The sequence below is a fragment of the Pantoea rwandensis genome, assembly GCF_000759475.1.
GTDB lineage: Bacteria > Pseudomonadota > Gammaproteobacteria > Enterobacterales > Enterobacteriaceae > Pantoea > Pantoea rwandensis_B.
On sequence record NZ_CP009454.1, the window covers coordinates 930,916 to 949,566 of the forward strand.

The window sequence follows — 18,651 nt, forward strand, 5'->3', positions numbered from 1 at the left end:
CGTTCTCTTATCGCTCAACTAGCGCAATTTTGCGGTTGTAGAGGTTCATCAGCAGTGAAATGAGCAGGCTGATGATCAGATAGACCGCCATGGTGATCGCGATAGTTTCAATCGCCTGGCCAGTTTGGTTCAGCACGGTACCGGCAAACAACGACACCATATCGGGATAGCCAATGGCCGCCGCCAATGATGAGTTCTTCACGATATTGAGATACTGGCTGGTTAACGGTGGGATGATCACGCGCATTGCCTGCGGGATGATGACCTGGCGCATCGTGACAGGATTTGGCAGACCCAGTGAGCGAGCTGCTTCATTCTGACCGTGCGGCACGGACTGAATCCCGGAGCGAATCACTTCCGCAATGAACGATGAGGTATACACAGACAGCGCCACCGTTAGCGCCGCCAGCTCCGGGATCATCACAAAGCCGCCACGGAAGTTGAATCCGCGCAGTTCTGGTACATCCCAATGCGTTGCGGCACCAAACAATGTGTGTGCAATCAGTAGTAACAGCACAATCAAACCTGCAGCGGCGGGCCACGTGCGGCGTAACTGGCCGGTCTTTAATTGATGCTTACGGTTGAAGCGGAAAAGCGCAACACTGCCGAGAATGGCCAGCGCCAGTGCAATCAGGAATGGCCAGGTGCCCGGCGCATACTCGGGCCACGGAATATACAAACCGCGGTTACTGACAAACGCCAGATCAAACGCATTGAGTGCCTGACGTGGCCCTGGCAGGTTACGCAATACCGCAAAGTACCAGAAGAAGATCTGCAGCAGCGGTGGGATATTACGAAACGTCTCGATGTAGATGGTCGAGAGTTTACGCAGCAGCCAGTTTTCAGACAGGCGTGCGAGCCCTACGGCGAAGCCCAGGATGGAGGCAAACACAATGCAGAGCGCGGAAACCAGCAGGGTATTGGTCAACCCCACCATAAACACGCGCGCGTAAGTATCGCCTTCGGTGTAATCGATCAGGTGTTGGACGATGCCGAAACCGGCATTGCGCTCAAGAAATCCGAAACCGGATGTGATGCCGCGGTTGGCCAGGTTGATTACTGTATTGTGGACCAGATATCCCACTACAGCAAGCACGGCCACAATCGCGATGATCTGGTAAAGCCAGGCGCGAACCGTAGGATTACCAAACGAAAAATCCCTCTTTACGGTTGGGCGTTGTGACATGTTGAAACCTCAGTGAAGAAAACGCTTGGGCACCGCAGGGTGCGGTGCCCGACTGGCAGAACAGACTTAGCGTACTGGTGGAGCGTACTGGATGCCGCCCTGGTTCCAGAGTGCATTCTGGCCACGCGCGATTTTCAGTGCGCTGTCTTTACCCACGTTGCGATCGAACACTTCCTGATAGTTACCGACCTGTTTGATGATGTTGTAAGCCCATTTATTATCAAGTTTCAGGTCTTTACCGAAGTCACCTTCTGCCCCCAACAGGTGAGCCATATCCGGAGTAGTTGGCTTGGCCGCCATTTGATCAACATTCTTAGAGCTCACGCCCATTTCTTCTGCGTTCAGCATGGCGTAAAGAGACCATTTAACGATGGTGAACCAATCGTCGTCACCACGACGTACCACTGGCCCCAGCGGCTCTTTAGAGATCACTTCTGGCAGCACGATGAAATCATCTGGCTTGCCGAGTTTCACACGCAGTGCATACAGCTGAGACTGGTCAGAAGAGAGGGTATCGCAGCGGCCACTGTCGAGCGCTTTCGCTGACTCATCCGAGCGGTCGAAGGTCACTGGCGTGTACTGCATTTTGTTGGCTTTGAAGTAGTCAGCCACGTTCAGCTCGGTATCGGTACCGGCCTGAATACAGACGGTGGCACCATCCAGCTCTTTGGCGCTTTTCAGACCCGCTTTCTTATGGGTCAGGAAGCCGATGCCGTCATAGTAGTTCACACCAGCGAACAAGAAGCCCATGCCACCATCACGTGAAGAGGTCCAGGTGGTATTACGAGACAGGATGTCCACTTCACCAGACTGGAGCGCAGTGAAACGCTCTTTAGCCGTCAGCGGGGTGTATTTCACCTTGCTGGCATCACCAAATACCGCAGCCGCAGCAGCGCGGCAGACATCCACGTCGATTCCGGTAAATTTGCCGCTGGCATCAGCGTAGGAGAAGCCTGGCAGGCCATCGCTGATACCGCACTGTACGAAACCTTTCTTTTTAATGGCATCCAGCGTGGTGCCTGCGTGCGCTTGTTGAGTAACGGCGAACAGCGAGGCTGCAGCGACCAGGGTGGAAAGCATCATCTTTTTCATAAAGCATCCTGTGTGGCGAGATCGTGTGTTGTTATGTTTGCACGCACTTTAATGTGCGCTTTTTTCTGTCTGTGGCGGTTGGCCATCCACGACTCTGCAAAGGTAATGCCAGGTTTGCAGAATCCTGAATTCACTGGAAAGATCTTTTAATAAAAGGACGCATCCAGAAATTTTGGCTACTATCGCGCACCAAAAGGCTGCATGACGAGACGACGCGATCACAAATAGTGCAAATAGTTTCACTATGTGGAAGCAGTGTGAGCCATCACTCAGGATAAAATGTATGCGTTTGCAGGGTTACGGTAGAAACAGTGCAGGATCACTGGGAAAGCGGCATGGCGGGCGTTATGACGCACAAAGCTGGCGCTAAAAAGGGGCAAAAGACGTGCGGTAAGAGAGACAAAATATCACGGATGCAATTGCAACTATCGTTACCATATCCGCGACAATTGTTTCATCCGTTGCTAACGCAGTGAAACTATCGGTGAGGCACAAACAAAAACGCCAACCCGAGGGTTGGCGTTAGCGCAGCAAAGAACAATTAGTTCATGCCGTATTTTTTCAGCTTCTTACGCAGCGTACCACGGTTGATACCCATCATCAGAGCTGCACGGGTCTGGTTGCCACGGGTGTACTGCATCACCATGTCCAACAGAGGCTGCTCAACTTCAGCCAATACCAGCTCATACAGATCACTTACATCCTGACCATTCAGTTGAGCAAAATAGTTCTTCAGTGCCTGTTTAACCGAATCACGAAGTGGCTTTTGCGTCACCTGATCCTGTGAGTTAACGGTAGAAACGGTCAGTACATCAGAATTTACGCGTTGTTCGAACATAGTTCTTTCAGCTCTTTATTTCGTTTACGCAAGATTTTCGAAGTATGCCTCCAACGCCTCCAGCTGTTCGCTGGCATCCTCTATGGCGTTGAATGTGCGCCGAAACTGGTCATCAGGAGCACTTTCCTGCAAATACCAGGAAACGTGTTTACGAGCAATACGGTATCCCTTGCGCTGACCATAAAAGTCGTGCAGTTCCCGTATATGTCCAATCAGCATTTGCTTCACTTCAGCCAGCGGCTTCGGTGCCAGCAGCTCCCCTGTGTCCAGATAATGCTGGATTTCCCGGAAGATCCACGGTCTTCCCTGAGCAGCGCGACCAACCATCAGAGCATCGGCTCCGGTATAGTCGAGCACCGCTCTGGCTTTATGCGGGTCAGTAATGTCACCATTCGCGATAATCGGAATGGAAACGCTCTGCTTAACTGTCCGAATGCTGTCGTATTCAGCGTGCCCCTCAAACAAACAGGCGCGCGTGCGGCCATGAATGGTGAGAGCCTGAATGCCACAGCGTTCAGCCAATTGGGCAATCTCTACACAATTACGATTTTCTTTGTCCCAGCCGGTGCGAATCTTCAGCGTAACCGGTACATCAACTGCATTCACCACCGCACGGAGGATAGACTCCACCAGTGACGGATGCTGCAGCAGTGCTGAGCCAGCCATCTTACGATTCACTTTCTTAGCCGGGCAGCCCATGTTGATATCAATAACCTGCGCGCCAGACGCCACATTAATGCGCGCGGCAGCAGCCATCTCATCAGGATCGCAACCGGCAATTTGCACGGCACGGATTCCAGGCTCGTCACTATGCACCATACGCAAACGGGATTTATCACTGGCCCAAACTTCTGGGTTTGATGACAGCATCTCGGAGACAGTCATACCCGCGCCGTTCTCGTAACACAAGGTGCGAAATGGCTTGTCGGTAACGCCAGCCATAGGTGCAGCGATGAGTCGATTACGTAGCTGATGGTGTCCAATGCGCATGAAAAAGAAGTGACCCTAACTGTTCGCAAGGCGGCGTATATTACGCATTTTTTAACGAAGATGAAAGGCCAAACTTTGAACAATTCGCCGTCAATCGGCAAGGAAATCGGCCTTAACAGCGATGATACAACTAATAATCTATATAATTCAGTCAATTAAAAATTTATGCTGAAATTGTGAGCAAAAGTTTTTCTTAAATCACGCCCAAAAACACAACATAAAAACCGCTACATCCGGTAATTAGCCAGAGAAATGACGGCGATGTGATTATTAAATGTACTAATTTAATTGCTTTCAGGTAGCAGGTTTACGGCTTATCTGCAGAGAGTGAATCCCTTTCACCGTTAGGGTGGCCAGACAGCAAACCGGCCAGCGAAGCCAGCCGGTGATCAAGCTTAGCGACGCACGCCAGTAATACGGCACCACTCCTCTTTTTCCGCCACCGGATCAAGCTCGAAGCGCTCAACATAGGCTTCGCACACCCCTTCAGCCTGGCTGGCTAATACGCCCGACAATCCCAGATGCCCGCCCGTTTTTGGCAATACGCTAATCAGCGGCGCCAGTTCACGTAGCGGGCCGGCGAGGATATTGGCGACAACCACATCAGCTTGCAGGTTTTCGGGTTGTTGATGCGGCAGATAGAGCGACAGACGATCAGAAACGCCATTGCGCTCCGCATTGTCACGGCTGGCCTGAATAGCCTGTGGATCAATATCAATCCCGATAGCCTGCGACGCGCCCAGTTTGAGGGCGGCTATAGCGAGAATGCCGGATCCACAGCCAAAATCGATCACGGTTTTGCCTTGAAGATCGAGCCCATCGAGCCAGGTGAGACAGAGCGAAGTGGTCGGGTGGGTGCCGGTACCAAACGCCAGGCCCGGATCCAGCATCACGTTGACGGCATTCGGATCCGGCACGTCCCGCCAGCTCGGGCAGATCCACAAACGTTCACCGAAACGCATCGGGTGGAAGTTATCCATCCATTCACGTTCCCAGTCTTTATCTTCGATCTGCTCGATCTTGTGATGGAAATGCGATCCCAGCAGCGGATGTTGACTCAGCTCGGCCACCACATCGTCCATCTCGGTTTCGGCGTCGAACAGACCAATCACATCCGTATCGCCCCATAAGCGTGTTTCACCCGGCAGCGGTTCGTAAACCGGGTTGTCATGGGTATCCTGAAACGTCACCGAGACGGCGCCCACGTCCATCAGCGCATCGCTGAGCGGCTCGGCATTTTCGCCGGTACTGTTAATTTTGATTTGAATCCAAGGCATAGCGTTTCTCTTTATTTCACTGCAGCGTGACGCGCTTCAGGCGTGCTGCCAAACAAATTACCCACCACGAAGGCCAGCAGGCTTAAGGTCAATGAGGGAACGATAGGGTGGAAGCCCCATAGTTCAATGTTCAGGCTGGCGAGCAAGGTATAGCAAGCCGCGCCGACCACCATGCCGCTGATAGCACCTGTCGAGTTAGCACGCTCCCAATACAGTCCCAATACCAGCGGCCAGAGGAACACGGCTTCCAGTCCGCCAAAGGCCAGCAGATTGAGCCAGATAATCATATCCGGTGGATTCCATGCCGCCAGTAACAGCAATATGCCCAGCACGAAAGTGATGGTGCCGGATAGCATCCGAAGGCGCGATTCATTCTCGCTGTGCTGTGGTGCAATACGCAAATAGAGATCTTTGATCAGCGTAGCGGAGGATTGCAGCAGCTGCGCGTTAATCGTCGACATGATAGCTGCCATCGGTGCAGCGAGAAACACGCCGGCTGCCATTGGCGGCAACACGGTGATCATCAGTGTCGGGATCACGCGATCCGGAATAGTGAGATCCGGCAGAATGGCACGACCTAACGCCCCCGCCAGATGCATGCCGAGCATCAGAATCACCACGACAATGGTGCCCAGAATGATGCCGCGATGCATGGCTTTGCTGTCTTTATACGAAATACAGCGCACCGCAGTATGCGGCAAACCAATCACGCCAAAGCACACCAATACGGCAAAGGAGCTGAGAAAAGTCGGGTTGATGACATTGCCCACGCCTTCCGGGGAGACCAGCTGTGGATCAATAGTGCGCAGCTTGGTCACGGCCGTTTCCAGTCCGCCTGCCTGATGGATCACCGCGAAAAGCAGCAGGAAGGTGCCGATCAGCATCACCAGACCTTGCATCGCATCATTGAGTACGCTGGCACGGAAGCCGCCAAACGCGGTATACAACGCAATAGTGCCGCCGAAAATCAGCAGACCGGTGTCGTAGGGAATACCTGCTGCCGTTTCCAGCAGACGCGCGCCACCAATGAACTGCACGGTCATCGCGCCAACAAAGGCCACCAACAAGCTAATACTGGAGAGCCAAATCAGCAGTGTGCTGCCATAGCGGCCATACAGCATGTCATTCAATGTCACCGCATTGTAGCGCCGCGCCAGAATGGCAAATTTTTTCCCTAGTACACCGAGCGAGAGCCACACCGCCGGCACCTGAATCATCGCCAGCAATACCCAGCCAAGACCATATTTATAGGCAGCACCCGGCCCGCCAATAAACGAACTGGCACTGATGTAGGTGGTGGTGATAGTCATGGCCAGCACAAAGCCACCCATTGAACGGCTGCCGAGGAAGTATTCGGTGAGGAAATTGCCCTGACGCTGTTTGCGCATGGCAAACACCGACAATCCGGCGATCAGTACCAGATAGGCTAACAGAGGCAGAATGATTTCACTGTCCATCTTGATCCTCCAGCGACATATCGCGATACAACAGGCGAACCATCAACCAGCAAAGGACAATAAACAGCAGCGGGGCGAAAATGCAGGAGAGCTCAAACCAGTGCGGTAATCCGGTGATGCCGCTCTCATTGCCGCCCAGCCAGGCGCTGAGGCCCCAGACGGCGAGATACGCCAGCGTCAGATAAAATGCCCAGCGCGCCTCTTTGTTCGCTTGTAAAAAACGCCAATCCATTATGCAACCTCAAAGGTAACAAAAATGAAAAAGGCCGGATTAACCGGCCTTTGTTTGCTCTGCGCTGCGATTACTTCTCGTGCAGGCCGAGTTTTTTCTCCAGATAGTGGATGTTGGTGCCACCCTGCTGGAAATGTTCGTCGGACATGATTTTCATCTGCAGCTCGACGTTGGTCTTGATGCCGTCGATGATCAGTTCCGCCAGCGCATTTTTCATACGCGCGATGGCCACTTCACGGGTGTCACCGTAGGTGATCAGTTTGCCGATCATGGAATCGTAGTACGGCGGCACGCTGTAGCCGGCATAGATGTGCGATTCCCAGCGCACGCCAAAACCGCCTGGCGCGTGGAAACGGGTGATCTTGCCCGGGCTTGGCAGGAAGGTGTTCGGGTCTTCGGCGTTGATACGGCATTCCACCGCATGGCCGCGTACCACCACGTCTTCCTGTTTGATTGACAGCGGCTGACCGGCAGCAATACGCAGCTGCTCTTTGATCAAATCCACGCCGGTGATCATCTCGGTCACCGGATGCTCCACCTGAATACGGGTGTTCATCTCGATGAAGTAGAACTCACCGTTTTCGTACAGGAACTCGAAGGTACCCGCACCGCGGTAGCCGATATCGATACAGGCTTTCGCACAGCGCTCGCCGATAAAGCGACGCAGCTCCGGCGTAATGCCCGGCGCTGGTGCTTCCTCGACCACTTTCTGGTGACGACGCTGCATCGAGCAGTCACGTTCCGCCAGATAGATAGCGTTGCCCTGACCGTCGGCCATCACCTGAATTTCGATATGGCGTGGGTTCTCGAGGAATTTCTCCATGTAGACCATGTCGTTGTTGAAAGCCGCTTTGGCTTCCGCTTTCGTCATGCCGATGGATTGTTCCAGATCTTTTTCACTGCGCACCACGCGCATACCACGACCACCGCCGCCGCCAGAGGCTTTGATAATCACCGGGTAGCCGATGCGCTTGGCAATGGCACGGTTTTTATCCATGTCTTCGGTCAGCGAGCCATCAGAACCTGGCACGGTCGGTACGCCGGTTTTCTTCATCGCGGTGATCGCAGACACTTTATCGCCCATCAGGCGGATGGTGTCAGCTTTCGGACCGATGAAGATAAAGCCTGAACGCTCAACCTGCTCGGCGAAATCGGCATTCTCAGAGAGGAAGCCGTAGCCCGGGTGGATCGCCACGGCGCCGGTGATTTCGGCGGCGGAGATCAGTGCAGGGATGTTCAGGTAGCTTTTGACCGACTGCGCCGGGCCGATACAGACGGTTTCGTCTGCTAACAGCACGTGCTTCAGGTCGCGGTCAGCGGTGGAGTGAACCGCAACGGTCTTGATGCCTAATTCTTTACACGCGCGGAGAATACGCAGAGCGATCTCACCGCGGTTAGCAATGACAATTTTATCCAGCATGCTTCGCCTCGTTATTCGATGACGACGAGCGGCTCGTCAAATTCAACCGGCTGGCCGCTTTCCACCAGGATCGCCTTCACAACGCCGGATTTATCGGCTTCGATCTGGTTCATCATTTTCATCGCTTCAACGATGCACAGGGTATCGCCTGCGTTGACTTTCTGGCCCACTTCCACGAAGGCTTTCGCATCCGGGCTTGGGGTACGGTAGAAAGTGCCGACCATCGGAGAACGCACGATGTGGCCGGTGATTTCCGGCTTAGCGGCTTCAGCCGGCGCAGCGGCTGCAGGTGCAACGGCGGTCGCCAGCGCAGGCTGCTGCATCACTGGCGCAGCGTAAGCCTGTTGCATGACCGGGTAGCCAGCGTTCGCAGGTGAACGGCTGATACGAACTGACTCTTCGCCTTCAGAGATTTCCAGCTCGGAGATGCCAGACTCTTCTACCAGTTCGATCAGTTTCTTAATTTTACGAATATCCATGAGTGTGGTTCCGTACTCTGTTTAATTGGAATGTGACAGGCGTTTTACTGCCGTTTGTAAAGCCCATGAGTATCCATCAGCGCCAAGTCCACAGATGACGCCAGCAGATACATCAGAAAGATAGGAGTGATGTCGGAACGGTTCGCGTGCATGCACGTTTGAGAGATGCACCTCAATAAAAGGTATGCTGACCGCCAACAGGGCATCACGCAGTGCAACGCTGGTATGCGTGAACGCAGCCGGATTGATGATGATGTAATCCACATTGCCACGGGCCTCGTGAATACGATCAATCAACTGAAACTCTGCGTTAGATTGCAAATGACTTAATTTCACATCGTGCTGTTCAGCCTGTTGCGTCAAATCGCCGACAATTTGCGCCAGCGTGGTATGACCATACTTATCAGGCTCGCGCGTTCCCAACAGATTCAGATTGGGACCGTTCAAAAGCAGTATGTGAAATTTGTGCGCCATCTTGCTGCTATCTCCTGCAATCAGTGAGGCATCGCGTAAAATACCGCGACATCTGCCGTTTGTCACTCCTGAGAGTGAAAAAGGCGACTTCGCTTGCAATAAAGCCGGGCATTATATCCGTTTCGTCGCAATTCGCAGCAAAATACTGGTCTTATCTGCGAAGTTGATCGGATGCGGCCCTTAGGCCACACCTTTTAACAGATCTCGTGACAGGAAAACAACCGTGCGGGGATTATCGACGCAGAAGATTACGCAACTTATTGTAACGCCAGCCTAACAACACCAAAGCCAGCAGCGCATAAATCCAGGGCTGCGGCGAGAAGACTTTCACCGACCAAAGATAGTGGATAGGTGCGAGGATCGCGACAAGATAGATGCCGTTGTGCAGGGTTTGCCAGCGGCGACCCAGTTTACGTTGTGCGCGCTGGAACGAGGTGATGGCTAAAGTAAACAGCACCAGCCAGCAGATCATACCCAGTAACAGATAAGGGCGCGAAATGATCTCACTCCCCAGTAACTGCAGATGGTTGTAACCCAGCTCCAGCAGGTAATAGCTGGTCAAATGCAAACATGCCCAGGCAAAACACCATACGCCCAGCAGGCGGCGAGTGCGTATCAGCAACGGTTGTTTCAGGTAGCGCGTTAATGGCGTCACCAGCAGCGTCGCCAGCAGTAATTTTAACGCCATTCTGCCGGTAAAATGCTGGATATCTTTCGCAGGATCGGCACTTAACCAACCCTGGCTGGCAGCCATAAACAGATACACAAACGGCAGGAAAGCCGCGAGATGCAGCACCACTTTTAACAGGGTGATATGGCGTAACGTCAGTCGCACTCAGTAGTTCTCCCGTAAATCGAGCCCGCGATACAGTGAAGCCACCTCTTTAGCGTAGCCGTTAAACAGCAGGGTTGGCTGGCGTTCGACATTGAGAATACCGCCGGAACCAATAAAACGTTCTGTGGCTTGCGACCAGCGTGGATGATTCACATGTGGGTTAACGTTGGCATAAAAACCATATTCATTATTGGCGATTTGGTTCCAGGTTGTCGGGGGCTGATCGCGCGTCAGTGTGATCTTCACGATGGACTTGATGCCCTTGAAACCATATTTCCACGGCACCGTCAGGCGAATCGGGGCGCCATTTTGTGGCGGCAGCGCTTTGCCGTACACGCCGGTGCTTAACAGTGTGAGAGGGTGCATTGCTTCATCGAGGCGTAATCCTTCCACATAGGGGTAATCCAGCCCACCGCCGATAAAGCGATCTTTCTGCCCAGGCATTTGATCCGGCGCATATAACGTCTGAAAGGCGACAAAGCGGGCATTGCTGGTGGGTTCAGCCAATTTGAGTAATTTATTCAGCTCTAAGCCCACCCAGGGGATCACCATCGACCACGCTTCAACACAGCGCATGCGATAAATACGCTGCTCCATGGCAAAACGTTTAAAGATATCGTCCATATCCAGCGTGATCGGTTTCGCCACTTCACCTTCAATGCGCAACTGCCAGGGTTCGGTTTTCAGCGTGCCGGCGTTGGCGGCAGGATCGGCTTTATCCAGGCCAAACTCATAAAAGTTGTTGTAGCCGGAAACCTTGTCAAACGGCGTCATGGGCAAATCAGCTTGCCACTGCGCGGGTTTGGTAAATTGCAGATCGCGACCTGCGGGGGCGGGTGGGCGGTCATTGCCTTTGAACCAGCTCAGCACATCTGCCTGCGCCGCGCCGGGCAAACTTGCCGCAGCTGCGCCTAATCCCAGCGCTTTCAACACCTGACGGCGGCGCATATTAAAGATGCTCTCGGGCGTCACGTCGGATTCGGTAAGGTATTGCTTCAGCTTCATGACATTCTCCGGCGAAAAAGGTGTGGTACTCAGCATGATCAACTCACGCTGGACACGCCACTTTGCCCGGAAAAATATGAAATTTCCTGGCGAAAGCGCTCTGTTGAGAATAGGACGAAAAAGCCCGTGTGAAACGCAAGCCATCACACTTTGCGGCTATACTCGCGCCGCAGGGCCGATTAGCATGGCGCACCGCCTAATTTGATGCGCGTCTGGCGCTGATTCAGACGATGTTTTGTGCTATTTTGCTCAGGTTTACGCCAATGAGCAGGTTGGCGCCGTTGGATGGCGACCGTTCAGAACCGCAGTGATACAGGCACAGGGATGCGATTAACAACAAAGTTTTCTGCGTTTATTACATTATTAAGCTTACTGGCAATGTTATTGATGCTGGTCGGCTGCGCTTTTAGTTTTATCTGGTTATCGCAACAGCGCGTAGAAACACGCGTCAATACGCTAGCGACCGAAGTCGATAAAGCGCTGACAACGCAATCGCCACAAGAACTGACGCAGTGGTTGACGCGCATCATGCCGGTGATCAATGCGGAACAGATTGAGATGCATAACGGCAATACCGTGGTGTTTCAACTCGCTCGCCATGAAAATCCTATGCTTGAAGATGAGCCGAATCGTTTTATTCAGTTCGATCTTCCGTTGGTGCACTCTCCCGGCCTTGAACTGCGAGTAGTGGTACTCGATCCTGCGAAAACCTGGTTCCGCTCCTTTACCGGTGCCTATACGCTGATTGTCCTGCTCAGCGTGGTGGCCATTATGTCCGCTTTATTGGTGATGACGCATCGTTGGATCAATCGTCGCTGGCAGCACATGGAGCGTTTAGAAGCACGCTCCGAGCGCATTCTGGCGGGTGAGCGCGTGCCCTCCGTCGGGCATTATGCCGAATGGCCGCCAAAAGCCAGTCGCGCCATTGACACATTACTTAACGATCTTCAGGAAGCGGGCGAGCAGCGCCTGCGCATTGATACGCTTATCCGCACGTTTGCCGCACAGGATTCACGCACCGGCCTGAATAACCGCCTGTTCTTTGATAACCAGTTAGCCACGCTGCTGGAAGATCAGGAAGATGTGGGCACGCATGGCGTGGTGATGATGGTGCGTCTGCCCGATCTCGACACGCTGCATGAAACGCTGGGCCAAACGCTGGTGGATGAATACCTATTTGACCTGATTAATATGCTGTCGACTTTTGTTCTGCGCTATCCAGGCGCTTTACTGGCACGCTACTTCCGCAGCGATTTTGCCGTTTTATTGCCGCACCGCACGCTTAAAGAGGCCAACAGTATCGCCGATCAGTTGATCAACGCGGTCGACTCATTGCCGCCGATGCGTATGGTCGATCGCGATGATTTAATCCACATTGGCATCAGTGCGTGGCGCAGCGGAGAAACCGTGCCGCAGGTGATGGAAAATGTCGAGATGGCGACCCGTCGTGCCGCTTTGCAGGGCGGTAACAGTTGGTCAGTCGGTGAAGGCAATACCTTAGACATGGGGCGTGGTAGCGTGCGCTGGCGAACGCTGCTGGAAAACACCCTTAATCGCGGCGGCCCACGTCTTTACCAAAAACCGGCCGTATTGCTGGATGGCAAAGTACACCACCGTGAAATGCTGGCGCGCGTGTTCGATGGCGACAAAGAAGTGGTGTCGGCCGAGTATATGCCGCTGGTGCTGCAACTTGGTTTGACCGACAGTTGGGATCGCCAACTGGTGACGCGAATCGCGGCACTCTCTGAAGTGTGGCCTGATGAAACACTGGCTTTACCCGTCAATATTGACTCCTTATTACAGCGCCCATTCCAGCGCTGGCTGCAAAAGCTTTTGCTGCAATGTACAAAATCGCAAAGAAAACGTTTTTTATTTGAACTTGCTGAGGCGGATGTTTGTCAACACATCAATCGCTTAGTACCGGTTTTCCAAATGTTGACCGCGTTTGGTTGTCGTGTGGCGGTGGATCAGGCGGGTATGACCGTGGTGAGCAGTGCTTATATCAAGCAGTTCCCAATCGAAGTGATCAAACTCGATCCTGGGCTGGTACGTAATATTGAACGTCGTACTGAAAACCAGTTATTTGTGCAAAGTTTACTGGAAGTATGCAAATCCACCTCGACACAAGTTTTTGCTGCGGGCGTGCGTACGCGCGCGGAGTGGCAAACGCTGGCGAATCTGGGCGTGGCAGGTGGGCAAGGCGACTTCTTTGCCCCATCATTGCCGGTGAACAGTAACGTGAAAAAACATTCACAACGTTATCGAATTTAGGTCTTCAGCCAGTAAAGCGGCGCTGAGTCGCTTTTTTCTGCCATTTAGTGGATAACGTCCGCGCTTATGATGGCTGGAAATGTTAGATTTTATGTCGAAATTAGCCCGGTGATTGAGGGTGAATTTACGTTTAATAGGGCGGCTTTGCGCTATTTAACGGCGGCCAGGGATAAGCGAATCGGCCCAAAAAATTATTCAGCGTATTTTTTCACCGAAGCAGAACGTTTTTGCGCCTTGTAGCGGCTTCGCGTGGTTGGTAAAGTAGGCGGATTTTATTTTCCGCCCCCAGCTTGCAGGATTATCCCTTAGTATGTTTAAAAAATTTCGTGGCATGTTTTCCAATGACTTGTCCATTGACCTGGGTACCGCGAATACCCTGATTTACGTAAAAGGACAAGGCATCGTGCTGAACGAGCCTTCCGTGGTTGCCATTCGTCAGGATCGTGCTGGTTCGCCAAAGAGCGTTGCGGCCGTAGGTCATGACGCCAAGCAGATGCTGGGTCGTACTCCAGGCAACATCGCGGCCATCCGTCCTATGAAAGATGGCGTGATCGCCGACTTCTTCGTGACTGAAAAAATGCTCCAGCACTTCATTAAACAAGTGCACAGCAACAGCTTTATGCGTCCAAGCCCACGTGTGCTGGTCTGCGTACCGGTTGGCGCCACTCAGGTTGAGCGCCGTGCTATCCGTGAATCTGCACAGGGTGCAGGCGCGCGCGAAGTGTTTCTGATTGAAGAGCCGATGGCTGCCGCAATTGGTGCAGGCCTGCCGGTATCAGAAGCAACCGGTTCGATGGTGGTGGATATCGGTGGTGGTACCACTGAAGTGGCCGTCATCTCCCTGAACGGCGTGGTCTACTCTTCTTCTGTACGTATAGGTGGTGATCGCTTCGATGAAGCTATCATTAATTATGTGCGCCGCAACTACGGTTCACTGATTGGTGAAGCCACTGCGGAACGTATCAAGCACGGCATTGGTTCTGCCTATCCGGGTGATGAAGTACACGAAATTGAAGTACGTGGTCGTAACCTGGCAGAAGGTGTACCGCGTGGCTTTACCCTGAACTCCAATGAAATCCTCGAAGCGCTGCAAGAGCCGTTGACCGGTATCGTGAGTGCAGTGATGGTCGCGCTGGAACAGTGCCCACCAGAACTGGCTTCTGATATCTCCGAGCGCGGCATGGTGCTGACCGGTGGTGGCGCATTGCTGCGCAATCTGGATCGTCTGCTGATGGAAGAAACCGGTATTCCGGTGGTTGTTGCAGAAGATCCGCTGACCTGCGTCGCGCGCGGCGGTGGTAAAGCGTTGGAAATGATCGACATGCACGGCGGCGATTTGTTCAGCGAGGAGTAAATCCTCATCGGCTGAGACCGTGGTCAAATTGCGCAGGGAGTCGCGCCTATCGACGCTGCGCACGACGGCGAGATGCGTCCAGCCCTGGAGGCGTTAGTCATAAGACTGGCGCTTCTTCCCTGATGTCGAGGAACACGCAGAATTTATGAAGCCGATTTTTAGCAGGGGGCCTTCCCTGCAGTTGCGTCTCTTTCTGGCAGTCATTGTGGCTATCGCGATTATTATCGCAGACAGTCGCGTGAGCTCCTTCTCCCAGATCCGCAACTACCTGGACACGTCGGTAAGTCCATTTTACTTTCTGGCCAATGGGCCGCGACAGCTTCTTGACGGTGTCTCAGAAACGCTGGCTTCACGCCAGCAGCTCGAGCTGGAAAACAAAGCGCTGCGCCGTGAGCTCTTCCTGAAAAACAGTGACCTGCTGATGCTGGGGCAATACAAGCAGGAAAACGCACGTCTGCGTGAGCTGCTCGGCTCGCCGCTGCGTCAGGATGAGCACAAGATGGTGACCCAGGTGATTTCAACCGGCACCGATCCGTATACCGATCAGGTCGTTATCGACAAAGGCAGCGTAAACGGTGTTTACGAAGGCCAGCCGGTGATCAGTGATAAAGGTGTAGTGGGTCAGGTGGTGGCTGTGGGTCAGGTGACCAGCCGCGTACTGCTGATTTGTGATGCTTCGCATGCGTTGCCGATTCAGGTGTTACGTAATGATATTCGCGTGATTGCGGCGGGTAACGGCTGCAGCGAAGACTTGCAGCTGGAACATCTGCCGGGCAACACTGACATTCGTGTTGGCGATGTGCTGGTGACGTCAGGCCTCGGTGGACGTTTCCCTGAAGGCTACCCGGTTGGCGTGGTCTCTTCCGTGAAAGTCGATACCCAACGTGCCTACACCGTGATTCAGGCGCATCCAACGGCAGGCCTGCAACGTCTGCGTTACCTGCTGCTGTTGTGGGGCGCGGATAAGAATGGCGACATGCCAATGGCACCAGATGAAGTTCACCGCGTGGCGAATGAGCGTCTGATGCAGATGATGCCGCAGGTCTTGCCGCCAGCGGGCGAAATGGGCCCACCGGCACCGGATATGATGCAGCCTGCGCAGCAAATGGGGGCGCCGGCACCCGCTAACAGCAGTCGTTCGCAAGGGATCCCAGCGAGCACACGCGGAGGCCAGCCTTGAGTCGATACCGCAGCCAGGGCCGATGGGTTATCTGGCTGTCCTTTCTGATTGCCCTCATTCTGCAAATCATGCCCTGGCCGGAACAAATCTACATGTTCCGGCCTTCATGGCTTTTGTTGATCCTGGTTTACTGGGTTCTGGCATTGCCGCACCGGGTTAATGTGGGTACAGGCTTCTTTTTAGGGGCCGTGATGGACCTGGTGGCCGGTTCGACGCTGGGGGTGCGCGCGCTGGCGTTCAGCATCATCGCGTATCTGGTGGCCTTCAAATTTCAGCTATTCCGAAATCTGGCGTTGTGGCAGCAGGCATTAATGGTTATGGTGCTGTCGCTTGCGGTGGATGTAATTGTTTTCTGGGCTGAATTCCTGGTGATCAACGTCTCATTCCGCCCGGAAATCTTCTGGAGCAGTGTGGTCGACGGCATTCTATGGCCCTGGCTATTCTTATTAATGAGAAAGATTCGCCGTCAGTTCGCTGTTCAGTAAGGAAGACTATGATAAGCCTGTATCTCGCATCCGGTTCACCGCGTCGACGTGAACTGCTCACGCAACTGGGTCTGCAGTTTGAACGTCTGGTTACCGACGTTGAAGAGCAGCGCCAGCCAGAGGAAGCGGCGGAAGTGTATGTTCGCCGTCTGGCTTTGGATAAAGCGCGTGCTGGCGTGGCGGTCGCGCCGCAGGATTTACCGGTGCTGGGTGCAGATACCATCGTGGTACTCAACAATAACGTGCTGGAAAAGCCGCGCGATGCTGCACACGCAGCGCAGATGTTGAGTCAACTCTCCGGGCAAACGCATCAGGTGATGACTGCCGTCGCGCTGGCTGACAGTGCACGCGAGCTGGATTGCCTTGTCACTACTGACGTGACATTCCGCAATATCACGGCAGAAGAAATCTCGCACTATATTGCCAGCGGCGAGCCGATGGACAAAGCCGGCGCGTACGGAATACAAGGTCTGGGCGGCAACTTTGTCCGCAAGATTAATGGAAGCTATCACGCCGTAGTGGGATTACCGCTGGTTGAAACCAATGAGTTGCTGAGCCACTTTCAGTCACTGCGTGCGTTAAGGGGACAAGATGACGGCTGAGTTGCTGGTTAACGTTACACCTTCTGAAACCCGTGTTGCCTATATTGATGGCGGCATTCTGCAGGAAATTCACATCGAGCGCGAAGCACGGCGCGGTATCGTAGGGAATATCTATAAGGGTCGCATTAGCCGCGTTTTGCCCGGCATGCAGGCCGCGTTTGTTGATATTGGCATGGATAAAGCCGCCTTTCTGCACGCTTCTGACATCATGCCGCACACCGAATGCGTGGCGGGTGATGAGAAGAAAAACTTCGTCGTACGCGATATTAGCGAGTTGGTGCGTCCCGGCCAGGATTTAGTGGTACAGGTGGTGAAAGATCCGCTCGGCACCAAAGGCGCGCGCCTTACCACCGATATTACGCTGCCTTCACGTTATCTGGTGTTTATGCCAGGCGCATCGCATGTGGGTGTTTCCCAGCGTATTGAAAGCGAAGCGGAGCGTGATCGCTTGAAAGCGGTCGTTTCCGCCTACTGCGACGACCTCGGCGGTTTCATTATTCGTACTGCTGCTGAAGGCATCTGTGAGGAAGACCTGGCGCAGGATGCCGCGTTCCTCAAGCGTCTCTGGACCAAAGTCAGCGAGCGTAAGAAACGTAACCAGACGCGCTGTCTGCTGTACGGCGAGTTAGCATTGGCACAGCGCGTGTTGCGCGACTTTGCCGGCGCAGCGCTGGATCGCATTCGCGTGGATTCACGTCTGACCTGCGATCTGCTGGTGGAATTTACCGGCGAATATATCCCGGAAATGGCCAGCAAGCTGGAGCTGTACAGCGGCAAACAGCCAATCTTCGATCTGTTTGATGTTGAGAATGAAATCCAGCGCTCACTGGAGCGCAAGGTTGAACTCAAGTCGGGCGGCTATCTGATCATCGATCAAACCGAAGCCATGACCACCGTCGATATCAATACCGGTGCATTTGTTGGGCATCGTAATCTCGACGAAACCATCTTCAACACCAACATTGAAGCCACGCAGGCGATTGCTCGCCAGCTGCGTCTGCGCAATTTGGGCGGCATTATCATCATCGATTTTATCGACATGAGTAATGACGACCATCGTCGCCGCGTACTGCATTCGCTGGAAAGTGCGCTGAGCAAAGATCGGGTGAAAACCGGTATCAACGGCTTCTCGGCGCTTGGTCTGGTGGAAATGACGCGTAAGCGCACGCGGGAAAGTATTGAACATGTGCTCTGTGCCGATTGCCCGGTGTGCAAAGGGCGCGGCACGCTGAAAACGGTGGAAACGGTCTGCTACGAAATCATGCGCGAAATCGTGCGTGTGCATCATGCTTATGATTCCGATCGCTTCCTCGTTTATGTTTCCCCGGCAGTGGGCGAGGCGTTAAAAAGCGAAGAGTCACATGCGCTGGCTGAAGTGGAAATCTTTGTCGGTAAGCAGGTTAAAGTTCATGTTGAGCCGCTCTATACTCAGGAGCAGTTTGACGTTGTCATGATGTAAGTCGTGATGCTGAAC

At 53.5% G+C, this 18,651-nt stretch carries 18 protein-coding genes; 6 read left to right on the top strand and 12 right to left on the bottom strand.

Translation table 11 applies throughout. The features are described 5' to 3' along the window. Window positions 1-7: 7 nt before the first annotated feature. The 12 genes from LH22_RS04280 to msrP all read right to left on the bottom strand — a co-directional run bounded on the left by LH22_RS04280 (window position 8) and on the right by msrP (window position 11,285). Window positions 8-1,186, bottom strand: coding sequence for an amino acid ABC transporter permease (locus tag LH22_RS04280; protein ID WP_038644353.1), 1,179 nt, complete (start codon window positions 1,184-1,186; stop codon window positions 8-10). 66 nt (window positions 1,187-1,252) lie between these two features. Further along, a complete protein-coding gene (locus LH22_RS04285; RefSeq protein ID WP_034830184.1) occupies window positions 1,253-2,278 on the bottom strand; it encodes an amino acid ABC transporter substrate-binding protein in 1,026 nt (341 codons plus the stop codon). Window positions 2,279-2,819: 541 nt separating this feature from the next. Beyond that, window positions 2,820-3,116, bottom strand: a complete 297-nt coding sequence (gene fis / locus LH22_RS04290; RefSeq protein WP_003855228.1) for a DNA-binding transcriptional regulator Fis — start codon at window positions 3,114-3,116, stop codon at window positions 2,820-2,822. 24 nt (window positions 3,117-3,140) lie between these two features. After that, window positions 3,141-4,106, bottom strand: a complete 966-nt coding sequence (gene dusB / locus LH22_RS04295) for a tRNA dihydrouridine synthase DusB (RefSeq protein WP_038644355.1) — start codon at window positions 4,104-4,106, stop codon at window positions 3,141-3,143. Window positions 4,107-4,501: 395 nt separating this feature from the next. Beyond that, window positions 4,502-5,383 carry a 50S ribosomal protein L11 methyltransferase gene (prmA, locus tag LH22_RS04300; protein ID WP_038644356.1) on the bottom strand — a complete coding sequence of 294 codons (882 nt, stop codon included), beginning with the start codon at window positions 5,381-5,383 and terminating at the stop codon, window positions 4,502-4,504. Between the two features lie 11 nt (window positions 5,384-5,394). Further along, the gene (gene panF / locus LH22_RS04305; protein ID WP_038644357.1) at window positions 5,395-6,840 is read right to left on the bottom strand and encodes a sodium/pantothenate symporter; all 1,446 of its coding nucleotides are present in this window, start codon (window positions 6,838-6,840) and stop codon (window positions 5,395-5,397) included. Continuing rightward, on the bottom strand, window positions 6,830-7,072 hold the full coding sequence (locus LH22_RS04310) for a YhdT family protein (RefSeq protein WP_038644358.1): 243 nt from the start codon (window positions 7,070-7,072) through the stop codon (window positions 6,830-6,832). The genes panF and LH22_RS04310 overlap by 11 nt, the downstream gene beginning before the upstream one ends. A gap of 70 nt (window positions 7,073-7,142) precedes the next feature. Further along, entirely contained in the window at window positions 7,143-8,492 is a 1,350-nt protein-coding gene (gene accC / locus LH22_RS04315; protein ID WP_038644359.1) for an acetyl-CoA carboxylase biotin carboxylase subunit, read from the bottom strand. Window positions 8,493-8,503: 11 nt separating this feature from the next. Beyond that, the gene (accB, locus tag LH22_RS04320; RefSeq protein WP_034830260.1) at window positions 8,504-8,971 is read right to left on the bottom strand and encodes an acetyl-CoA carboxylase biotin carboxyl carrier protein; all 468 of its coding nucleotides are present in this window, start codon (window positions 8,969-8,971) and stop codon (window positions 8,504-8,506) included. 21 nt (window positions 8,972-8,992) lie between these two features. After that, window positions 8,993-9,445: a type II 3-dehydroquinate dehydratase gene (gene aroQ / locus LH22_RS04325; protein WP_038644361.1), complete on the bottom strand. Its 453-nt coding sequence runs from the start codon at window positions 9,443-9,445 to the stop codon at window positions 8,993-8,995. Between the two features lie 232 nt (window positions 9,446-9,677). Next, on the bottom strand, window positions 9,678-10,280 hold the full coding sequence (msrQ, locus tag LH22_RS04330; RefSeq protein WP_038644362.1) for a protein-methionine-sulfoxide reductase heme-binding subunit MsrQ: 603 nt from the start codon (window positions 10,278-10,280) through the stop codon (window positions 9,678-9,680). Further along, entirely contained in the window at window positions 10,281-11,285 is a 1,005-nt protein-coding gene (gene msrP / locus LH22_RS04335; RefSeq protein ID WP_038644364.1) for a protein-methionine-sulfoxide reductase catalytic subunit MsrP, read from the bottom strand. It lies immediately after the preceding gene. Window positions 11,286-11,609: 324 nt separating this feature from the next. On the opposite strand from msrP, the gene csrD reads away from it, so the two are divergent. The 6 genes from csrD (at window position 11,610) to rng (ending at window position 18,636) form a co-directional block, all read left to right on the top strand. Beyond that, window positions 11,610-13,556, top strand: a complete 1,947-nt coding sequence (csrD, locus tag LH22_RS04340) for an RNase E specificity factor CsrD (RefSeq protein ID WP_038644366.1) — start codon at window positions 11,610-11,612, stop codon at window positions 13,554-13,556. Window positions 13,557-13,866: 310 nt separating this feature from the next. Then, entirely contained in the window at window positions 13,867-14,910 is a 1,044-nt protein-coding gene (gene mreB / locus LH22_RS04345; protein ID WP_007891976.1) for a rod shape-determining protein MreB, read from the top strand. A 145-nt stretch (window positions 14,911-15,055) separates the two neighbouring features. Continuing rightward, window positions 15,056-16,090 (top strand): rod shape-determining protein MreC, encoded by a 1,035-nt coding sequence (gene mreC / locus LH22_RS04350; RefSeq protein ID WP_038644367.1) that lies wholly within the window; start codon window positions 15,056-15,058, stop codon window positions 16,088-16,090. Further along, on the top strand, window positions 16,087-16,575 hold the full coding sequence (gene mreD / locus LH22_RS04355) for a rod shape-determining protein MreD (RefSeq protein WP_034830875.1): 489 nt from the start codon (window positions 16,087-16,089) through the stop codon (window positions 16,573-16,575). The genes mreC and mreD overlap by 4 nt, the downstream gene beginning before the upstream one ends. 8 nt (window positions 16,576-16,583) lie before the next feature. Then, entirely contained in the window at window positions 16,584-17,177 is a 594-nt protein-coding gene (locus tag LH22_RS04360; protein WP_038644368.1) for a Maf family protein, read from the top strand. Next, window positions 17,167-18,636 (top strand): ribonuclease G, encoded by a 1,470-nt coding sequence (rng, locus tag LH22_RS04365; RefSeq protein ID WP_038644369.1) that lies wholly within the window; start codon window positions 17,167-17,169, stop codon window positions 18,634-18,636. Before LH22_RS04360 ends, rng begins: the two co-directional genes overlap by 11 nt. Window positions 18,637-18,651: the final 15 nt, after the last annotated feature.

Excerpts from the sequence above, each read along its gene's own strand:
- LH22_RS04280 (WP_038644353.1), bottom strand. The coding sequence starts at position 1,186 with ATGTCACAACGCCCAACCGTAAAGAGGGATTTTTCGTTTGGTAATCCT.
- LH22_RS04285 (WP_034830184.1), bottom strand. The coding sequence starts at position 2,278 with ATGAAAAAGATGATGCTTTCCACCCTGGTCGCTGCAGCCTCGCTGTTC.
- fis (WP_003855228.1), bottom strand. The coding sequence starts at position 3,116 with ATGTTCGAACAACGCGTAAATTCTGATGTACTGACCGTTTCTACCGTT.
- dusB (WP_038644355.1), bottom strand. The coding sequence starts at position 4,106 with ATGCGCATTGGACACCATCAGCTACGTAATCGACTCATCGCTGCACCT.
- prmA (WP_038644356.1), bottom strand. The coding sequence starts at position 5,383 with ATGCCTTGGATTCAAATCAAAATTAACAGTACCGGCGAAAATGCCGAG.
- panF (WP_038644357.1), bottom strand. The coding sequence starts at position 6,840 with ATGGACAGTGAAATCATTCTGCCTCTGTTAGCCTATCTGGTACTGATC.
- LH22_RS04310 (WP_038644358.1), bottom strand. The coding sequence starts at position 7,072 with ATGGATTGGCGTTTTTTACAAGCGAACAAAGAGGCGCGCTGGGCATTT.
- accC (WP_038644359.1), bottom strand. The coding sequence starts at position 8,492 with ATGCTGGATAAAATTGTCATTGCTAACCGCGGTGAGATCGCTCTGCGT.
- accB (WP_034830260.1), bottom strand. The coding sequence starts at position 8,971 with ATGGATATTCGTAAAATTAAGAAACTGATCGAACTGGTAGAAGAGTCT.
- aroQ (WP_038644361.1), bottom strand. The coding sequence starts at position 9,445 with ATGGCGCACAAATTTCACATACTGCTTTTGAACGGTCCCAATCTGAAT.
- msrP (WP_038644364.1), bottom strand. The coding sequence starts at position 11,285 with ATGAAGCTGAAGCAATACCTTACCGAATCCGACGTGACGCCCGAGAGC.
- csrD (WP_038644366.1), top strand. The coding sequence starts at position 11,610 with ATGCGATTAACAACAAAGTTTTCTGCGTTTATTACATTATTAAGCTTA.
- mreB (WP_007891976.1), top strand. The coding sequence starts at position 13,867 with ATGTTTAAAAAATTTCGTGGCATGTTTTCCAATGACTTGTCCATTGAC.
- mreC (WP_038644367.1), top strand. The coding sequence starts at position 15,056 with ATGAAGCCGATTTTTAGCAGGGGGCCTTCCCTGCAGTTGCGTCTCTTT.
- LH22_RS04360 (WP_038644368.1), top strand. The coding sequence starts at position 16,584 with ATGATAAGCCTGTATCTCGCATCCGGTTCACCGCGTCGACGTGAACTG.
- rng (WP_038644369.1), top strand. The coding sequence starts at position 17,167 with ATGACGGCTGAGTTGCTGGTTAACGTTACACCTTCTGAAACCCGTGTT.